We start from the raw sequence: 17114 nt of genomic DNA, 5'->3' as shown, positions 1-17114 counted from the left end.
GGGCCATCTCGCCGGTGCAATATATTTAGGCGCGCTCGACAAAGCTGTCGATGACCTTTTTGTCACCGCTGGTCTCAAAATTGACGACAAGCTTGTTGCCTTCCATCTCGGTGATGATCCCATAACCGAATTTGATATGGAAAACACGTTCGCCCAGCTTGAAGTTTTTCGCCGAAGGCTTCGGCGGCGCCGACGGCCGGTGCGGGGCGGATTTCGGACGCAGGCGCGACATATCCACGCCCGACAGGTCATTATCCGTCGCACGTTTTGTGTAATTCGGCTCATAGCCTGCGCGATCCCACCGGCTTTCCTGCGACTGCCACCCGCCGCTGCTCTGATAGCCAGTCTGCGACGCGGCTTCGACATTCTCCATCGGCAATTCATCGACGAAGCGCGACGGAATCTGACTGGTCCAGCGACCATAGACCTGCCGATTGGCGACGAAGCTGATCCGCGCCTCCTGACGCGCGCGGGTCAGGCCGACATAGGCCAGCCGCCGCTCTTCTTCCAGAGCGCGCAGACCGTTTTCGTCGATGGAACGCTGTGACGGGAAAATCCCCTCCTCCCAGCCTGGCAGATAGACGACCGGAAACTCCAGCCCCTTGGCGGCGTGCAGCGTCATCAGCCGCACCGAGGACGCGCCATTGTCGCGCTCCAGATCCATGACCAGCGAGACGTGTTCGAGGAAGGCTTCGAGATTGTCGAAGGCCTGCATCGAGTCGCCGAGTTCCTTTAAGTTGTCGATCCGGGTCTGTCCCGACGTCTTGTCGGCGCGCTGCATGTCGTAATAGCCCGTATCGGTCAGCACGCGGTCAATCAGCTCATCGGCGGCGACCTGCTTCGCCTGTTCGCGCCAGCGGTCGTAATCGCGCAAAAACCCGATCAGCGGCGTCTTGGCGCGCCCCGGCAGTTCGTCCGTCTCGATCAGATCGCGCACCGCCGTCATCACCGACACGCCCGCCAGCCGCGCCGATTGCAGCAGCTTTTGCACCGTCGCGTCGCCTATGCCGCGCTTGGGCACATTGATGATGCGCTCAAAGGCCAGATCGTCGTCCTCGGACTGGATCAGGCGCAAATAAGCCAGGGCGTCGCGGATTTCGGCGCGCTCGAAGAAGCGCGGTCCGCCAACCACCGTATAGGGGATTTGCAGCATGACGAAGCGTTCCTCGAACGCCCGCATCTGGAAGGAGGCGCGCACCAGAATCGCCATGTCGGACCATTTCCGTCCGGCCTTTTTCTGCCGCTCGATATCCTCGGCCACGAACTGCGCCTCAGCGGCGCCGTCCCACAGGCCTTGGACGCGCACCATGTCGCCGCCCGCCTGCTCGGTGAACAGCGTTTTGCCAAGGCGCGCGGCATTGGCCTTGATCAGACCCGACGCGGCGGCCAGAATGTGTTGGGTCGAGCGATAGTTGCGCTCCAATCGGATCACCTTGGCGCCCGGATAGTCGCGTTCGAACTTGAGGATATTATCGACCTCGGCGCCACGCCAGCCATAGATGGACTGGTCGTCATCGCCGACGCAGCACAGATTGCGATCGGCATTGGTCAACAGCCGCAGCCACAGATATTGCGCGACATTGGTGTCCTGATACTCATCGACCAGCACATATCTGAAGCGCTGATGATAACGCTCCAACACGTCGGGATGTTTGGTCAGAAGCTCCAGATTATGCAGCAGCAGGTCGCCGAAATCGCAGGCGTTGAGGATGCGCAGGCGGTCCTGATACATCTGATAGAATTTCACGCCGCGCCCACCCGCAAAGGCCGCGCCCTCATCGTTTTTGACTCTATCCGGTGTCAGGCCTTTATTCTTCCATTGGTCGATATGCCAGGCGAAGGATTTGGGCGTCCATTTCTTGGTATCGACGTTTTCCGCTTCGAGAATCGCCTTGATCAGCCGCGTCTGGTCGTCATCATCGAGAATGGTGAAGCTGGATTTCAGGCCGACCAGTTCGGCGTTGCGGCGTAATATCTGCGCGGCGATGGAGTGGAAGGTGCCGAGATTGGACAGCCCTTCCGCCGCCGCGCCCACCAGAGCCACGGTGCGTTCGCGCATTTCGCGGGCCGCCTTGTTGGTGAAGGTCACGCACAGGATTTCCCACGGGCGGGCCAGACCTTGCGCCAGAATATGCGCGATGCGCGTGGTCAGAACGCGCGTCTTGCCGGTTCCGGCGCCGGCCAGCACCAGCACAGGGCCTTGCGTGGCGCGGACGGCGGCCTCCTGTTCGGGATTAAGTCCGCGGAAGAAGTCAGGGCGCGCGGCGGCCAGATCGCTGATCCGGGTGGCGGGGGGCGAGGTTTCCATCACCCTCAGTTAATCCCACTCGCCGCAAACGCCAAGGGACAAATGCAGAACGTGAACAGAATTTCGCCCGTTCAGGCGCGCTTGCGGCGCGGCGCGGCGGCTTTTTGCTGCACAAAAGCCAAGGCCGACAGGCGGCAGAACGAAGCCAGTAGACTTTCGCCTCTGCGGGAATCGAGGTCGGCGATCAAGGCCGCGAGGCTGACCCTGCGCTCTTTCGACATGTCTTCCAGAACGGCCCAAAATTCGGGCTCCAGCGCCACCGATGTGGCGTGACCGGCCAGATTCACCGATCGTTTTTTCAGACCTGGCATTTGCTCTCCTCCGACATGGAGACGGCCCTTACCGTCTCTGGATTGGCTTCGGATCAATGCCCCCCACATCTGTCTTCGGCTAAAAAATCACCGCCCCCGGCAAAATCTCATCCCTTTTCAAACCGGCGTCGCATCGCCGTCTGCTGCGTCTATTCGTCAATCGCCTTGGGAAGCGCGGCGTCAAGCCTGCGTCCCTCCAGACGAGCCTCATCCTTATCCCTTTGCGCGCGCGCCGCCTTCTTCTCAGCGACGCTCAAACCGTGCAGCACGCGATTCTGCGCGGCCATAGCCGCATTGGCGGCCCTGGAGCGCGCCTTGCGCGCCTTATTGAGATTAATCAGTTCCGCCATGATCTTAGCACCTGATAGCTTGCGGCAAAATGCGACAGAACAGCGTCTTCGCATACCGCATATAAAATAACGATGCGCTTTAAGCTCAATCGTCAAACTTGGTCACATCATATGTCAAAAAACACCGTTCGTCGAATCTGATAGCGGTAAGTTCTGCCCACATGAGCGAAATTTAACATGCCTGCCCTTTCAGAAATCATTAAAATGGCGCGTGCGTTTAATGGAGCCCACATGACCCTTCTGCTCAATATTCTTTGGTTTATATTCGGCGGCTTCATCTCCGGCTGCCTGTGGCTGCTGGGCGGACTGATCCTGGCCTGCACGATCGTCGGCCTGCCGTGGGCGTTTTCGGCCTGGCGCATCGCCAGCTTCGTCTTCTGGCCGTTCGGTCGCCGCATCGTCGATCGCCCGGTAGATCCGGTCAGCGGCTGCCTCGGCGTCTTTCTCAACATCATCTGGTTTGTGTTCGCCGGCTGGTACATCGCGCTGGCGCATGTGCTGATCGCCATTCCCGAAGCGATCTCGATCATTGGCGTGCCGTTCGCCTTCAAGGATCTGCAACTGGCGCAACTGGCCCTGGCGCCAGTGGGAAAGGAGATCGTCAGCGCCTAAGGAGTTGAATTGACGCTGAAACTTATATGACTCCCTTTTAATTTGATTTTCCTGGAAGCGTGCCGCACCCTTGTGAACAAGTCAGACCGTCACACGACGGTCCCGGCGGATCGCCGACCGTTCTCGCCGCGGGCTGGAGAACGGTCAGTTCCGCCCTCGTTTTTGGAGGCAGTATGCGTACATCCCTTCTGATCGCGATCGCCAGCGGCGCCCTCGTCGCCGCGCCCGCCTTCGCCATCACCATGCCCGGCGACGGGCCGCAGATCGAACTGCGCGACCTTGCCGCCCGCGTCGTCGTCACGCCCGAAAACCGCAGCAATGTCGATATCCGCGTCCGTTACGGCAAGGCGCAGGTGCCGACCCTGATGGTGTCGTCGCGCGGCGACACCACCGTGCTGAACGGTCATCTCAGCGACCGCTTCCATGGCTTCAGCCTGCGCGTCAATATCGACGACAATCACAATACGGTCGCCATCAGCGGCCTGGGCGCGGTCAATATCGACGATCTGCCGCTCGTGCTGGTGCGCGTGCCGATGCACGCCAGCGTCAAGGACAGCGCCTATGTCATCGGTCGCATCGGACCGTCGCAAGGCGTGGATCTGACCATGAACGGCGGCGGCGCCTGGACGGTGGACCCTGTCAGCGGTCCGCTCAGCATCATCAATACCGGTTCCGGCGACATCCATGTCACCCAGGCCGGCGACGCCATTGTCGATAATATGGGCGGCGGCGCCATCACCCTGGACAGCGTCGGCAATCTCAAGGCGTCCCTGACCGGTTCCGGCGATTTCATCGTTGGCCGCAGCGGCGTCACCGAGGTGCAGAACCAGGGCTCCAGCGATATGACCTTCGGCAATGTCGCCACCATGCGCGCCGAACTGAACGGCTCCGGCGATATGACCGTCGGTACGCTTGGCAACGGCTTCACGCTCGTCAATAACGGCTCCAGCGACGTACGCGTCACGCGCGTCTCCGGCCCGGTGCAGCTCAATCTATCCGGTTCGGGCGACGTCAGCATTGATGGCGGGCAGGCTTCGGTCTTCCGTGTGCAGGGGTCCGGCTCCGGCGACGTCGATTTTGGCGGCGTGGCGGGCGCGGTCACCGTTGACACCAACGGATCGGGCGATGTCAGCATCGACAAGGCGACCGGCGCTGTGATCACCAAGGTGGTCGGCTCCGGCGACATGCACATCGGCCATTGAACCTTCCCGCCCGGTGCGCATCCGAAGCCGTCCGAAAGGGCGGCTTTTTCTATGTCTGCTTCCGCCTGACGCCGCCCCTGCGACAGTTTGTCTTCGGAAATTTTACGAAATTACCGCATGAAATCAGCATATGTCACCACGCCGCGCTCGCTACCGTTTAAAGTGAGTTGCGGTGCAGCATTTTTTATCAACCTTACAGAATTGTAATAATAACACATTGATTTTACGTAATTATTAAATCCATTTCATGACTTGGTATTAATTTGAACTATGCACGTTCAGGGCGCATATACGGGTCATCGAACAACGACACATGCACAGGAGATTTTATCATGTCGACCTCGATGCTTTCCGTTTCCGCCCTGCTGGCCCTGACCGTGTTTATGGTCGCTTCGCTTGTCACCATCGGTTGAGGCGCCCGTCATGTCCACGCCCGTCGCCACTGTTTCCGCCCTCGTCGCCATCACATTGTTCATGGCCTTCTCGCTGCTCAGCCTCGGCCACTTCTGAGCCGATAATCCTCTGGAGATTCACCAATGACCCATCCCCATACCGACGCTTTCGCCCCGCTGCTGCCCGTCGCCGCTCTGGCGGTTTTCACAGCCTTCATGACCATAGCGCTCCTCGGCCTCGGCCACTTCTAAGCGCAAGCGTAACCAGCGTAAAAAACAAGGCGCGGAGATCGCTCTCCGCGCCTGTTTTTATGCGCTTAACCCGAATTTGAGCTTTTTTCGCTAAGCGTTGCCTCAAACCAAAGGGAGTGAGGCTGTGACTTCTAAACTGTCCTGTCAGGGATGCCGCGACGGCTCGGAACTGCCCTTCGCCTTCACAATGGCCTTTCAGCCTATTCTCGACCTCTCCCAGGCGCGCATCTGGGGCTATGAGGCCCTGGTCCGCGGTCCGGAGGGACAGGGCGCAGGCCATGTATTAAATCAGGTTACACCCGAACTGACCTATAAGTTCGATCAGGCCTGCCGGGTCCGGGCGATTGAATTGTTCGGTCGTCTGTCCGGCCCTGACGATACGCGCCTGTCGATCAACTTCATGCCCAAGGCCGTCTATGAGCCCGCCGCCTGTATTCGCGCTTCTCTGGGCGCCGCCGCGCGCGTCGGTCTGAATCCAAGACGTTTGATGTTTGAATTCACCGAGCAGGAACACATCACCGACACGGCGCATATTTCGAAGATTGTCGCGGAATATAAGCGTCAGGGCTTTATGACGGCGCTGGACGATTTCGGCGCGGGCTATGCGGGGCTTAACCTCCTCGCCAACCTTCAGACCGATCTGATCAAGATCGACATGGAGTTGATCCGCGACATTCACACCGACCGCGTGCGCCAGTCCATCGTCGCGGGCGTCATGACGATTGCGCGCGCGCTGGACATCCAGGTCATTGCCGAAGGGATCGAATGCGAAGGCGAGATGACCACCTTGCGGGCGGCGGGCGTCAATCTGTTCCAGGGCTATTATTTCGCCAAGCCTCAAGTCGAGGCGTTGCCGGACATTGCAGGATTTGCAAACGCTGCGCCTGAGACTGTTTTACGAGCGTAAAAGAAAAAGTCCCGTTCAGCGCTGAACGGGCCGGTGAAACTATCGCTCTTAAGACGCGCCTCAGCCCGGATGGACCATGTTTTCCGGGCGGACGATCTCGTCGAACTCTTCGTTGCTCAGATAGCCGCCGCCGACGGCCTCCTCGCGCAAGGTGGTGCCTAATCTGTGCGCGGTTTTGGCGATCTTGGCGCAGGCGTCATAGCCGAGCTTGCCGTTCAGCGCCGTGACTAGCATCAGCGAGTTTTCGACGCCCTTTTTGATGTTGTCGAGGCGCGGCTCGATGCCGACCACGCAATTGTCGGTGAAGCTGACCGCCGCGTCGGCCATCAGGCGTACGCTTTGCAGGAAGTTGTACGCCATGACCGGGTTATAGACGTTCAGTTCGAAATTGCCCTGGGAACCGGCGAAGGTCAGAGCGGCGTTGTTGCCGAAGATCTGCACGCACACCTGGGTCATCGCCTCACACTGGGTCGGATTGACCTTGCCCGGCATGATCGACGAGCCCGGTTCGTTTTCCGGCAAGGCCAGCTCGCCCAGGCCCGAACGCGGGCCCGACGCCAGGAAGCGGATGTCCTGCGCGATCTTGAACAGGGAGGCCGCCACCGTATTGATGGCGCCATGGCTGAACACCATCGCGTCGTGCGCGGCCAAGGCCTCGAACTTGTTGGGCGCCGTGGTGAAGCCAAGGCCGGTGATCTGGGCGATCTTGTCGGCCACGCCCTCGGCGAAGCCGATCGGCGCGTTCAGGCCCGTACCGACCGCCGTGCCGCCTTGCGCCAGTTGCATCAGCTTGGGCAGGGTCTGCTGGATGCGCTCGATGCCGTTGGTCAGTTGCTGCGTATAGCCGCCGAACTCCTGACCGAGCGTCAGGGGTGTCGCATCCTGGGTGTGGGTGCGGCCGATCTTGATGATGTCCTTCCACGCCTCGGCCTTGTCGTTCAGCGCATTGCGCAGGGTTTGCAGCGCGGGCAGCAGGCGGTGGACGATCTCCTCGGCGCAGGCGACGTGCATGGCGGTCGGATAGGTGTCGTTCGACGACTGCGACATGTTGACGTGATCGTTGGGATGGACCGGCTTTTTCGAGCCCTTCTCGCCGCCCAGCAGTTCGATGGCGCGGTTCGAGATCACCTCATTGGCGTTCATGTTCGACTGCGTGCCGGAGCCGGTCTGCCACACCACCAGCGGGAAGTGTTCGTCGAGCTTGCCTTCCATCACCTCGGTCGCAGCTTCGATGATCGCCTTGCCGATGGCCGGGTCCAGCTTGCCCAGCGCCATATTGGTCTCGGCGGCGGCGCGCTTGACGATGCCGAGCGCCCGCACCACCGGCAGAGGCTGCTTTTCCCAGCCGATCTTGAAATTGCCGAGCGAGCGTTGCGCCTGCGCGCCCCAATACTTGTCGGCGGCGACTTCGATCGAGCCAAAGGTGTCGGTTTCGGTGCGGGTGTTTTTCATCACGGCGATGCTCTCCTGTGGCGACGGCGCGGAGGGCGACGGCTCCGGTGACTCAAATTTGGCGCCGCGAACCGTGCGGGGCTTTTTGGGACCGAACAAACCGAACAGCGCCATGCGCGCCTCCTTGTAAGATGAGCGTTTCCATATACCTTGAGCATGAAAGCGCAATGAAAAATCCGCGTCAGAGCATCTGCTTTTTGCACATGCGTCATGGAGCGCCAGCGCCTTCGCCTGACAGGTGTTGATTTTTCGCGCAGGCGTCCGGCATGATCCGCAGGCGATCGGGGACGTACCCTTAGCGTGATGTTTCTTCAGAGCCAATCATGACCCCATTCACATCAATCCTGTGGCCAATGGCTGCGCTGGCGCTCCTGACCTTTGTCGTCCTGCTGATCATGCCATTCCTGCGCGTGGGCGATGTCGCCGCCGGACGCGCGAAGGCCGCCGATTTCCGCTACGGCGAAAGTGAGGACGTGCCGTGGCGCACGCGCCTGTTCAACCGCAACTATATGAATCTGCTGGAACTGCCTGTGCTGTTTTATGCGGCCTGCCTGATCGCGTTCGTTACTGACGACCGGGACGCCCTGCCGCTGGGTCTGGCCTGGGCCTTTGTCGGCTTTCGCGTCCTGCACACCCTCGTGCATGTCAGCCTCAACCCCATCCTGATCCGCATGGCGCTGTTCGCCGCTTCAGCCATGACGCTGCTGGCCCTGTGGGTCGCGATCTTCTGGCGACTGGCGCAGCTCGGATAGACCCTACGAAAAAAGCCCGCCGACATATCCGGCGGGCTTTGCAATAGGATGATCCGTTGCGCTATTTTGCGCCGAACAGACGCGCCCAGAATCCGGGCTTCTTCTTCGAGGCTTCGGCGGCCTTGCCGGTCGCCTCGTGAGCACGGGCGGCGACGTCGGCGGTGAAGGCGTCCGCCTTCTTGGCGAACTCCTCGACATGCGGACGGGCCTGCTCCACGGCGTCCTCGATCTTTTCCTGCGCCTCGTGCAGCGCCGCTTCGGCCTTCTTTTCCAGATCCTTCAGCGCGGGCTCGGCGGCGGCGCGCACCTCTTCGATCTTCTTGGCGGCGGCTTCGCTGGCCTCGGCGATCGACGCCTTGGCGGCTTCGCTGACAGCTTCCAGCTTGGCGGCGGTCTGTTTGGTTGACTTGCGCGCAGCGGGCTTGGCCTGAGCGACGGCCTTTTCGACCTTCTTTTCGGCGGCCTTGGTCGCCGAGGTCACCTTGGCCTTGGCCGCTGCGGCGGTCTTCTTCACGGTCTTTTCCGCCTTAACCGCCGTCGTCTTGACGGCCTTCTCAGCCTTGGCGGCGGCTTCCATCACCGGCTTCTCGACATCCTTGACCAGCGCCTTGGAGGCGGCCGCCGTCTTTTTGGCCGCCGTCGCGACCTTCTTTTCGGCGTCCTTCACCGCTTTCGCCGCCGGTTTCGGCGCGGGAGCCTTGCGCGCCAGCGTCTTTTTCACGCCTGCATCAGCCGCAATATCCGTCGCGGGCGTTTTCTCGCCGCCCGAAGTGGTTTTTTTGGTAGCTCTCGCCATCGTCTGTCCTTAAATGCCTGTCGTTTACAAACCGCACCGTGAAGATTCGACGTTATCCGAATCGAGCGGTGGAATCAACGAACCCGTTACAGACCTTACCGCAGAGCATCATGACCTACAATCCGCAACAGATCGTCGCGCGCGGCCCGCGCCGCATCGCCGAAGCCGCCGCCGAGGCCATCGACGCCGACGACGTGCTGGAAAGCGTCACCTATTCGATTCTGGAAGAGGATGAGGACCGCGACGTCTGGCGCATCGACGCCTTTCCGACCGCCGAGGAGGAGGACGCGCAGCTCCAGGCCGTGCTGGCCGGATATCCCGAACTGAACGTCACGGTCGAAACCCTGGCCGACGCCGACTGGCTGGCCATGGCGCTGTCGGGCCTGCCGCCGGTGCGCGCCGGTCGGTTCTTCATCTACGGCATCCATGATCGCGGTCAGGCCCCGTCCAGTACGGTCAACCTGCGCATCGAGGCGGGCGCCGCCTTCGGCACGGGCCACCACGGCACGACGGTCGGCTGCCTGATCGCCTATAACGACCTCTTGAAATCGCAAAAATTCGACCGCGTCCTCGATGTCGGCGCCGGGACCGGCGTGCTGGCCATCGCCGCATCCAGGACCGGGACGAAAACCGCCGTCGGCACCGATATCGACCCGATCTCGGTGCGCATCTCCAACGAAAACGCCGCGCTGAACCAGAGCCGCGCGCGCTTCGTCCACGCCAATGGCCTCAACCACCGCAAGGTGCGTCAGGACGCGCCCTACGATCTCGTCTTCGCCAATATTCTGGCCCGCCCTCTGGTCAGCCTTAGCATGCCGATCCGCGGCGCCCTGAAGCCCGGCGGCCTCGTCATCCTGTCGGGCCTGCTGCGCACACAGGAGCGTTTCGTCAAGGCCGCCTATCTGAGCCACGGCTTCCGGCTGGTCCGCCGCATCCATCGCGACGCCTGGTGTACGCTGGTGATGCAGAAGGCGTAACGCGCCCGCCGGTCATGATGAGAGAAGATGAAATCATTTGAAACGTCCGGGCGCGGGTCTATATAGGATTCAATCTTATCCAAGAGGCCCCGCCATGACCGCCGACACCGCCTTCTTCCAGTCCTTCGATGTGACCACGACCCCGGCGCAGGGCGTCAGCAACGTCGCGGCTTTGCGGGCGCAGATGAAGACGCAGGGGCTCGACGGCTTCATCGTCCCGCACGAAGACGAGCATCAGAACGAATACCTGCCCGACGCCAATGAACGTCTGGCCTGGGTGTCGGGCTTCACCGGCTCGGCGGGCGCGGCGATCATCTTCATGGACCGCGCCGTCTTGTTCGCCGATGGGCGTTACACGCTGCAATCGCGCGAACAGACCGATCCGAGCGTCTTCTCGGTCGAGGACTTTCACGCAGGCTCCCTGACCGATGCGGTCGCCACGGCGCGCTCAGGTTCGGTGATCGGCTACGATCCGCGCCTGCTCAGCCCGGAGCATGTCGGCCGCCTCGAAGCCGCCGCCAGGGGCGCGGGCGTGACACTGAAAGCCGTGTCGCCGAACCCGATCGACCTCGCATGGGGCGCGGCCCGTCCGGCGCAACCTATGGCGAAGATCGTCCCCCAGCCGCTCGACTATGCGGGCAAGGCGTCCGCCGACAAACGCGCCGAAATCGCCAAGACTTTAAAAAGCCACGGCATAACCGCCGCCCTGATCACCGCGCCCTCGTCGCTGGCATGGCTGTTCAATATCCGTGGCGGCGACGTGATCCGCTCGCCTCTGCCGCTCGGCCAGACCATTCTGAAAAATGACGGCTCGGCGGAACTGTTCATCGAACCGGCCAAGATCAGCGAGGGCCTGCTGGAATGGCTCGGCAATGAAGTGTCGGTCAAAGGCCCCGACGAGGTCGAGGCCAGTCTTCAGGCGTTCAAAGGCCAGTCGGTGCTGATCGACGGGCAATTGTCCTCGGCCTACTGGATGCAGGCGATCCGCGACGCGGGCGCGACGCCCATCGCCGCCGATGATCCATGCCTGTTGCCGCGCGCCTGCAAGAATGCGGTCGAAATCGCCGGAACCAAAGCCGCACACATCCGCGACGGCGCCCTGCTCTCGACCTTCCTCTACTGGGTCGCGACCGAAGCGCAGGAAAAGCCGTTCAGCGAGATCGAGATCGCACAGAAGCTGGAATCGATCCGCCGCAGCGCATCCGATCTGAAAGACCTGTCCTTCGACACCATTTCCGGCTTCGGCCCGCACGGCGCGCTGCCGCACTACAAGGTCAATGTCCAGTCCGACATTAAAACCGGCCAGGGCAATCTGCTGCTGGTCGATTCCGGCGCGCAATTTATGGACGGCACCACAGACGTCACCCGCACCATCGCGATCGGCGAGCCGTCCGCCGAACACCGCCGCATGTTCACCCTGGTGCTGAAAGGCCATATCGCGCTGGCCACGGTGAAGTTCCCGGCGGGTACGGTCGGCACGCAGCTCGACGCCTTTGCGCGTCAGTTCCTGTGGGCTGAGGGCTTCGACTATGATCACGGCACCGGTCACGGCGTCGGCGTCTATCTCGGCGTCCACGAAGGCCCGCAGCGTATCTCCAAGGCGCTCAACAAATACGCCCTGCAACCCGGCATGATCGTCTCGAATGAGCCGGGCTATTACAAGTCGGGCGACTACGGCATCCGCATCGAGAACCTGCAATTCGTCACCGAGCCGTCGGTGCCCGAAGGCGGCGAGCGCCCGATGCTCGGCTTCGAGAACCTGACCTGGGCCCCCATCGACCGCAACCTGATCGAGGTTGCGATGCTGAGCGAGGCCGAGCGCCTCTATATGGACCTCTATCACGCCCGCGTGCTGGAGCTTGTCGGCCCGCTGGTCTCGCCTGAGGTGCGCGCCTGGCTGCAAGAGGCCTGCGCGCCGCTGTAATTTTAGCCCCGCCCGTACAGCGGCATACCCGAAGCCATTACCGTGACGAAGGGGATATTGGCCTCCGGCGGCAGGCTGGCCATATGCAGCACCGTCCTGACCACCGCGTCCATATCCATGCGCGGCTCAGGGCGCGTCGCGCCGTCGGCCTGAAGAACGCCTGTCTTCATGCGCGCCGACATGTCCGAGACGACATTGCCGATGTCGATCTGCGAGCACAGGATTCCGTGTGCGCGCCCGTCGAGGATCAGCGCCTTGGTCAGGCCGGTGATGGCGTGCTTGCTCATCGCATAGGGCGCGGCATTGGGGCGCGGCGCATAGGCCGAGACCGAACCATTATTGATGATGCGCCCGCCCTGCGGCGATTGCGATTTCATGACGCGAAAGGCTTCACGCGCGCACAGCAACATGCCGGTGACATTGGTGTCGATCAGGTCGCGCAAGGCCTCGACCGGCAGTTCATCGAGCGGAACCGCCGGGGCGCTGACGCCCGCATTGTTGAACACCAGATCGACGCGGCCATAGCGCGCCACAGCGGCGTCGAACACAGCCGCGACATCTTCGGACCGCCGCACATCGGTGGCGACGCACAGGGCGTCCGCCGCTGTCTCCCGCAAAGCCTCCTGCCGCCGCCCGGCCAGCGCCAGCGCATAGCCATCCGCCGCCAGACCCCGCGCCACCGCCCGGCCTATGCCCGATCCCGCGCCGGTGATGAGCGCGACCTTCATGCCCCCACCATCTCCATCCAGTCATCCTCGCTCAGCACCGTGACGCCAAGATCGGCGGCCTTTTTCAGCTTCGAGCCCGCGCCCGGACCCGCGACCAGATAGTCGGTCTTGGCCGAGACGGAACCCGCCACCTTGGCGCCCAGACGCTCGGCCTGCGCCTTGGCCTCGTCGCGCGTCATCTTCTCCAATGTGCCGGTGAAAACCACGGTCTTACCGGAAACAGCGTGGTCGCCCGCCACGGCCTCGGCGTCCTCGACCGTGACCTGCGCCTTGAAGCGCTCGTAGATGTCGCGTTGATAGGGGTGAGCGAAATAGCTGAGGATCGTCCCGGCGACCACCGGCCCCATCTGGTCGATATCGGTCAGATGCTGCTTCGCGTCTTCATCGCCGCCCGCCGCCGCCGTCATGGCTTCATGGAAATGCCGCTCCGAGCCGTAAGCGCGGGCCAGCAGGCGCGACGTCGTCTCACCGACATGCCGGATGCCGAGCGCGGCGATAAACCGGTCAAGCGGCAGGACGCGCCGGTCCTCGATGGCGGCGAACAGCTTATCGATCCCCGCGAAGGCGCGGTCCTCGTCGGCCAGCGCCTTGTCCGCGCTCTGCCCGCTCTTTTCCCGGCGTTCGGCGGACTGACGCTTGCGTTCCTCCAACACCGCGGCGCGCACCCGATCCGCGCGCTCATGCAGTCGGTAAATGTCCGCCGGTTCGTCGAGCAGACCGGCGCGATGGAAGATGTCGATATTGCTTTCGCCCAGCCCTTCGATATCGAGCACGCGGCGGCTGCAGACATATTTGAGGTATTCGACGTGTTGGTGCGGGCAAGCCTGATCGCCTGAGCATTTGCGCGCCACGCCCTCCTCGCCTTTCACATTGGCGTCGCGCACCACCTCGGTCTTCAGCGGACACGGGCAAAGCGTCGGGAATTCATACGGCTTCGCCGCCTTAGGCCGCTCGCTCAACTCGACCCCGACGATCTGCGGGATCACGTCGCCGGCGCGCTGCACGCGCACCATGTCGCCTAGGTGGATGTCCTTGCGCGCGATCTCATCGGCATTGTGCAGGGTGACATTGGTGACCACCACGCCGCCCACATTGATCGGCTCCAGCCGCGCCACCGGCGTCAGGGTTCCGGTGCGCCCGACCTGAATGTCGATGGCGACCAGCCGCGTCAGGGCCTGCTGGGCCGGGAATTTGTGCGCGATCGCCCAGCGCGGCGAGCGCGAGACAAAGCCGAGCCGCCTCTGCCAGTCGAGCCGGTCGGCCTTATAGACCACGCCGTCGATATCGTAGCCGAGTTCCGAACGCTCTTTCTGGATATGATCGTAGATGTCGAGCAGGCCCTGCACGCCTTCGACGCGCCGCGATTTCGGATTGACCTTGAAGCCCCAGCGCCGGAACGCCTCCAGCGCGCCCCACTGCGTGTCTGAAAACTCTTCGCTGACTTCTCCCCAGGCATAGGCGAAGAAATGCAATGGCCGCGAAGCGGTCACGCTGGCGTCCAGTTGCCGTAGCGCGCCCGACGCCGCGTTGCGCGGATTGGCGAACACCTTACCGCCCTTGGCCTCCGCGCGCGCATTCATGGCCGCGAATTCGGCCAGAGGCATATAGACCTCGCCGCGCACCTCGATGCGCGCAGGCCAGTCATCGCCGTGCAGGCGGTGCAGGATGTCTTTGATGGTGCGGACATTTTCCGTGATGTCCTCGCCGGTGCGACCGTCGCCGCGCGTCGCCGCGCGCACCAGTTCACCGTCCACATAAAGGATCGAACACGACAGGCCGTCGATCTTCGGTTCGGCGGTGAAGGCCACGGCCTCGTCATCCGGCAGTTTCAGAAACCGGCGGAGGCGCGCCTCGAAATCGGTCACGTCTTCGGCGGCGAAAGCATTGTCGAGCGACAGCATGGGCACGCCGTGCTGCACGGGCGCGAACTTGGTAGAGACCGGCGCGCCGACCTGAAGCGTCGGGCTTTCCGGCGTTTTCAGTTCGGGAAAATCAGCCTCTAACGCCCGCAGACGCGTCTCCAGCGCATCGTATTCGGCATCGCTTAGTTCCGGCGTTTCCTCATTATAATAGAGGTCGCGATGGTGCTGCACCTGCGCCGCCAGATCGGCGTGCAGGGCGCGGGCGTCGTCGATAGAGAGGGCCAAGCGGACGTCCTATTGCTGAAGTGTGTCGCGGGTCGCGCGATAGCATATGATGACCAGAAACAGAATGATCGTCACGACCAGAGCTACTCTTGTAAACAGGTTCATGTCCGCCATGAAGCCCGGATCGAGGCGATAGCTGAGGCCGTGCTTGCTCAGCAGATAGATCGCCGACCCGACAATCAGAGTCAGCAGGGTGATGACAAATTGCAGAATGAATACGCCCAGACGCCGCACCATGACCGACCTCCGCCCGTCAGCTCTGGACGATTATAGCATCAAACGGCGATGTCTTCCGCCGTTTTCAACCGCTGCGCCGCCGCACGCGCTTCCGGCGTCACCTCGGCGCCCGACAACATGCGCGCCAGTTCCTCCAGCGTCTCGTCCGGGGTCAGTTGCGTGACCGAGGAGCGCATCAGTCCCTCCAGTTCCGACTTGGCGACCTTTAAGTGCTGATCGCCACGCGCTGCGACCTGCGGGCTGTGCGTCACGACGATCACCTGCGCGCGTTCGGCCAGCCGTTTCAGGCGCAGCCCCACCGCATCGGCGACCGCGCCGCCGACGCCCTGATCGACCTCGTCGAAAATCATCACCGGCGCCATGGCGTCGTCCTGCGTGCGCGAACTCAAGGCCGCCTTGAGCGCGAGGGCGAACCGCGCCAGCTCCCCGCCGGACGCAATCGCGCTCAGATTGCCCCAGTCGGCGCCCGGATTGGTGCGCACCTCGAAGGCGACCGCATCGCCGCCGCCCGCGCCATAACGCTCCGGCTCCAGCGCCGTCACCGCGACGCGGAACTTCGCCTTGTCGAGCTTGAGCGGGCCGAGTTCCGCCATGACCGTCGCGCTCAGGGCGTCGCCCGCCGCCGCACGGCGCGCGCGCAAGGCTTCGACCGAAGCGTGGAAAGCTTTTTCCGCCGCATGAATCGCCAGATCGAGCTGGTGCAGTCGTCCGTCGAGATCCTCGATCTCGTTCAAGGCCCCGGCGATGCGCGCGCGCTCTTTCGGCAGATCCTCGACCAGCACGCCGAGCTTGCGCGCCATCGCCCGCAAAGCGAACAGACGCTCCTCGACCCGGTCCAGTTGCCCCGGCTCGACATCGAGACTGTCCGCCGCCTGATCCATCAGCGCCAGCGCCTCATCCGCCGCGATCAGGGTGCGGTCCAGCGCGTCCGCCGCCGCCGTCAGCCGCGCCAGCACCGGATCGTCCGACGCCGCGCCCGCCTGCATGGCGCGGGTGCGCGCATGATCGAGGGCGCGAAACGCCTTGACCAGACGCTGCGACAACTGGTCGCCGCCCACGGCGTCGCGCGCCTCGGAAATATCCTCCAGCGCCCGCTCCGACGCGCCGAGCAGCGCGCGCTCGCCCGCCAGACGCGCTTCCTCGTCGGCTTCCGGGTTCAGCCGCTCCAGCTCCTGCAAGCGCGCCGTCATCAGATCCAGCTCGGCCTTATCGCCCTGAGCGCGTTTCATCAGGTCGCGATGCTGCTCGCGCAAGGTTTTCAGCGCCTTCCAGTCCTGCGCGACCCGCGCCCGTTCGTCCTGCGTCTGACCATAGGCGTCGAGCAGACCCATATGGCTGCGCACGTCGAGCAGCCCGACCGTTTCGTGCTGGCCATGCACCTCCAGCAGCATATCGCCGAGCGCCTTCAGCACGGCGACGCTGACCGGCTGGTCGTTGACAAAGGCCTTGGAGCGCCCGTCGCGGCTGACCACCCGGCGCAGGATCAGCGTCTCGCCCGGTTCAACCAACAGGCCCTTGTCGTCGAGAAAAGCATAGAGCGGATGGCTGGGCGCCGGTTCGAATTCGGCGGTCACCGAAGCCTGCGCGGCGCCTGCACGGATCAGGCCCGCATCGGCGCGCGCGCCAGTGGCCAGACCCAAGCTGTCGAGCAGGATGGATTTACCAGCGCCGGTCTCGCCGGTCAGCACGCTCAGACCGGCGCGCACGTCCAGTTCGAGGCGATCGACCAGAACGACATCGAAAATGCTCAGGCGGGTCAGCATATGG

The 17114-nt window shown here is 62.9% G+C and carries 15 protein-coding genes; 6 read left to right on the top strand and 9 right to left on the bottom strand.

The features are described 5' to 3' along the window. Window positions 1-25: 25 nt before the first annotated feature. From ACTHLA_RS11085 to ACTHLA_RS11075, 3 genes are all read right to left on the bottom strand, one after another. The gene (locus tag ACTHLA_RS11085) at window positions 26-2308 is read right to left on the bottom strand and encodes an ATP-dependent helicase (RefSeq protein ID WP_440188814.1); all 2283 of its coding nucleotides are present in this window, start codon (window positions 2306-2308) and stop codon (window positions 26-28) included. A gap of 71 nt (window positions 2309-2379) precedes the next feature. Next, a complete protein-coding gene (locus ACTHLA_RS11080; RefSeq protein WP_440188811.1) occupies window positions 2380-2619 on the bottom strand; it encodes a ribbon-helix-helix domain-containing protein in 240 nt (79 codons plus the stop codon). Window positions 2620-2768: 149 nt separating this feature from the next. Continuing rightward, entirely contained in the window at window positions 2769-2969 is a 201-nt protein-coding gene (locus tag ACTHLA_RS11075; RefSeq protein ID WP_440188808.1) for a DUF4169 family protein, read from the bottom strand. Between the two features lie 231 nt (window positions 2970-3200). Between ACTHLA_RS11075 and ACTHLA_RS11070 the strand changes: the two genes are divergently transcribed. From ACTHLA_RS11070 to ACTHLA_RS11060, 3 genes are all read left to right on the top strand, one after another. Beyond that, entirely contained in the window at window positions 3201-3581 is a 381-nt protein-coding gene (locus ACTHLA_RS11070) for a YccF domain-containing protein (RefSeq protein WP_440188805.1), read from the top strand. Window positions 3582-3754: 173 nt separating this feature from the next. Beyond that, entirely contained in the window at window positions 3755-4783 is a 1029-nt protein-coding gene (locus ACTHLA_RS11065) for a GIN domain-containing protein (protein WP_440188802.1), read from the top strand. A 768-nt stretch (window positions 4784-5551) separates the two neighbouring features. Then, window positions 5552-6334, top strand: coding sequence for an EAL domain-containing protein (locus ACTHLA_RS11060; RefSeq protein ID WP_440188799.1), 783 nt, complete (start codon window positions 5552-5554; stop codon window positions 6332-6334). A 60-nt stretch (window positions 6335-6394) separates the two neighbouring features. Here ACTHLA_RS11060 and fumC read toward each other — a convergent pair whose 3' ends face one another. Then, window positions 6395-7786: a class II fumarate hydratase gene (fumC, locus tag ACTHLA_RS11055; protein ID WP_440189094.1), complete on the bottom strand. Its 1392-nt coding sequence runs from the start codon at window positions 7784-7786 to the stop codon at window positions 6395-6397. Between the two features lie 323 nt (window positions 7787-8109). Between fumC and ACTHLA_RS11050 the strand changes: the two genes are divergently transcribed. Then, window positions 8110-8538: an MAPEG family protein gene (locus ACTHLA_RS11050; RefSeq protein ID WP_440188796.1), complete on the top strand. Its 429-nt coding sequence runs from the start codon at window positions 8110-8112 to the stop codon at window positions 8536-8538. Between the two features lie 61 nt (window positions 8539-8599). Here the strand turns inward: ACTHLA_RS11050 and ACTHLA_RS11045 are convergent, their stop codons facing one another. Beyond that, window positions 8600-9334, bottom strand: a complete 735-nt coding sequence (locus ACTHLA_RS11045) for a hypothetical protein (RefSeq protein ID WP_440188793.1) — start codon at window positions 9332-9334, stop codon at window positions 8600-8602. Between the two features lie 107 nt (window positions 9335-9441). Between ACTHLA_RS11045 and ACTHLA_RS11040 the strand changes: the two genes are divergently transcribed. Both ACTHLA_RS11040 and ACTHLA_RS11035 read left to right on the top strand, forming a co-directional pair. Next, complete coding sequence (locus tag ACTHLA_RS11040) at window positions 9442-10311, top strand: 50S ribosomal protein L11 methyltransferase (protein ID WP_440189092.1); 870 nt, start codon at window positions 9442-9444, stop codon at window positions 10309-10311. A gap of 94 nt (window positions 10312-10405) precedes the next feature. Beyond that, window positions 10406-12235: an aminopeptidase P family protein gene (locus ACTHLA_RS11035; protein WP_440188790.1), complete on the top strand. Its 1830-nt coding sequence runs from the start codon at window positions 10406-10408 to the stop codon at window positions 12233-12235. A 2-nt stretch (window positions 12236-12237) separates the two neighbouring features. Here ACTHLA_RS11035 and ACTHLA_RS11030 read toward each other — a convergent pair whose 3' ends face one another. The 4 genes from ACTHLA_RS11030 to recN are packed head-to-tail and all read right to left on the bottom strand — an operon-like array spanning window position 12238 to window position 17110. After that, window positions 12238-12963, bottom strand: a complete 726-nt coding sequence (locus ACTHLA_RS11030; RefSeq protein WP_440188787.1) for an SDR family oxidoreductase — start codon at window positions 12961-12963, stop codon at window positions 12238-12240. Beyond that, window positions 12960-15110, bottom strand: coding sequence for an NAD-dependent DNA ligase LigA (gene ligA, locus ACTHLA_RS11025; protein ID WP_440188784.1), 2151 nt, complete (start codon window positions 15108-15110; stop codon window positions 12960-12962). Before ligA ends, ACTHLA_RS11030 begins: the two co-directional genes overlap by 4 nt. Window positions 15111-15119: 9 nt before the next feature. Continuing rightward, window positions 15120-15347: a hypothetical protein gene (locus ACTHLA_RS11020; RefSeq protein WP_440188781.1), complete on the bottom strand. Its 228-nt coding sequence runs from the start codon at window positions 15345-15347 to the stop codon at window positions 15120-15122. Window positions 15348-15385: 38 nt separating this feature from the next. Further along, the gene (recN, locus tag ACTHLA_RS11015) at window positions 15386-17110 is read right to left on the bottom strand and encodes a DNA repair protein RecN (RefSeq protein WP_440188778.1); all 1725 of its coding nucleotides are present in this window, start codon (window positions 17108-17110) and stop codon (window positions 15386-15388) included. Window positions 17111-17114: the final 4 nt, after the last annotated feature.

It is taken from the genome of Asticcacaulis sp., from assembly GCF_051956075.1.
Taxonomy (GTDB): domain Bacteria; phylum Pseudomonadota; class Alphaproteobacteria; order Caulobacterales; family Caulobacteraceae; genus Asticcacaulis.
The sequence above is the reverse complement of the archived record's forward strand: the minus strand, read 5'-3'. Positions and strand labels throughout refer to the sequence as shown.

Coding starts and splice junctions, on each gene's coding strand:
- ACTHLA_RS11085 (WP_440188814.1), bottom strand. CDS start 2,308: ATGGAAACCTCGCCCCCCGCCACCCGGATCAGCGATCTGGCCGCCGCG.
- ACTHLA_RS11080 (WP_440188811.1), bottom strand. CDS start 2,619: ATGCCAGGTCTGAAAAAACGATCGGTGAATCTGGCCGGTCACGCCACA.
- ACTHLA_RS11075 (WP_440188808.1), bottom strand. CDS start 2,969: ATGGCGGAACTGATTAATCTCAATAAGGCGCGCAAGGCGCGCTCCAGG.
- ACTHLA_RS11070 (WP_440188805.1), top strand. CDS start 3,201: ATGACCCTTCTGCTCAATATTCTTTGGTTTATATTCGGCGGCTTCATC.
- ACTHLA_RS11065 (WP_440188802.1), top strand. CDS start 3,755: ATGCGTACATCCCTTCTGATCGCGATCGCCAGCGGCGCCCTCGTCGCC.
- fumC (WP_440189094.1), bottom strand. CDS start 7,786: ATGAAAAACACCCGCACCGAAACCGACACCTTTGGCTCGATCGAAGTC.
- ACTHLA_RS11050 (WP_440188796.1), top strand. CDS start 8,110: ATGACCCCATTCACATCAATCCTGTGGCCAATGGCTGCGCTGGCGCTC.
- ACTHLA_RS11045 (WP_440188793.1), bottom strand. CDS start 9,334: ATGGCGAGAGCTACCAAAAAAACCACTTCGGGCGGCGAGAAAACGCCC.
- ACTHLA_RS11035 (WP_440188790.1), top strand. CDS start 10,406: ATGACCGCCGACACCGCCTTCTTCCAGTCCTTCGATGTGACCACGACC.
- ACTHLA_RS11030 (WP_440188787.1), bottom strand. CDS start 12,963: ATGAAGGTCGCGCTCATCACCGGCGCGGGATCGGGCATAGGCCGGGCG.
- ACTHLA_RS11020 (WP_440188781.1), bottom strand. CDS start 15,347: ATGGTGCGGCGTCTGGGCGTATTCATTCTGCAATTTGTCATCACCCTG.
- recN (WP_440188778.1), bottom strand. CDS start 17,110: ATGCTGACCCGCCTGAGCATTTTCGATGTCGTTCTGGTCGATCGCCTC.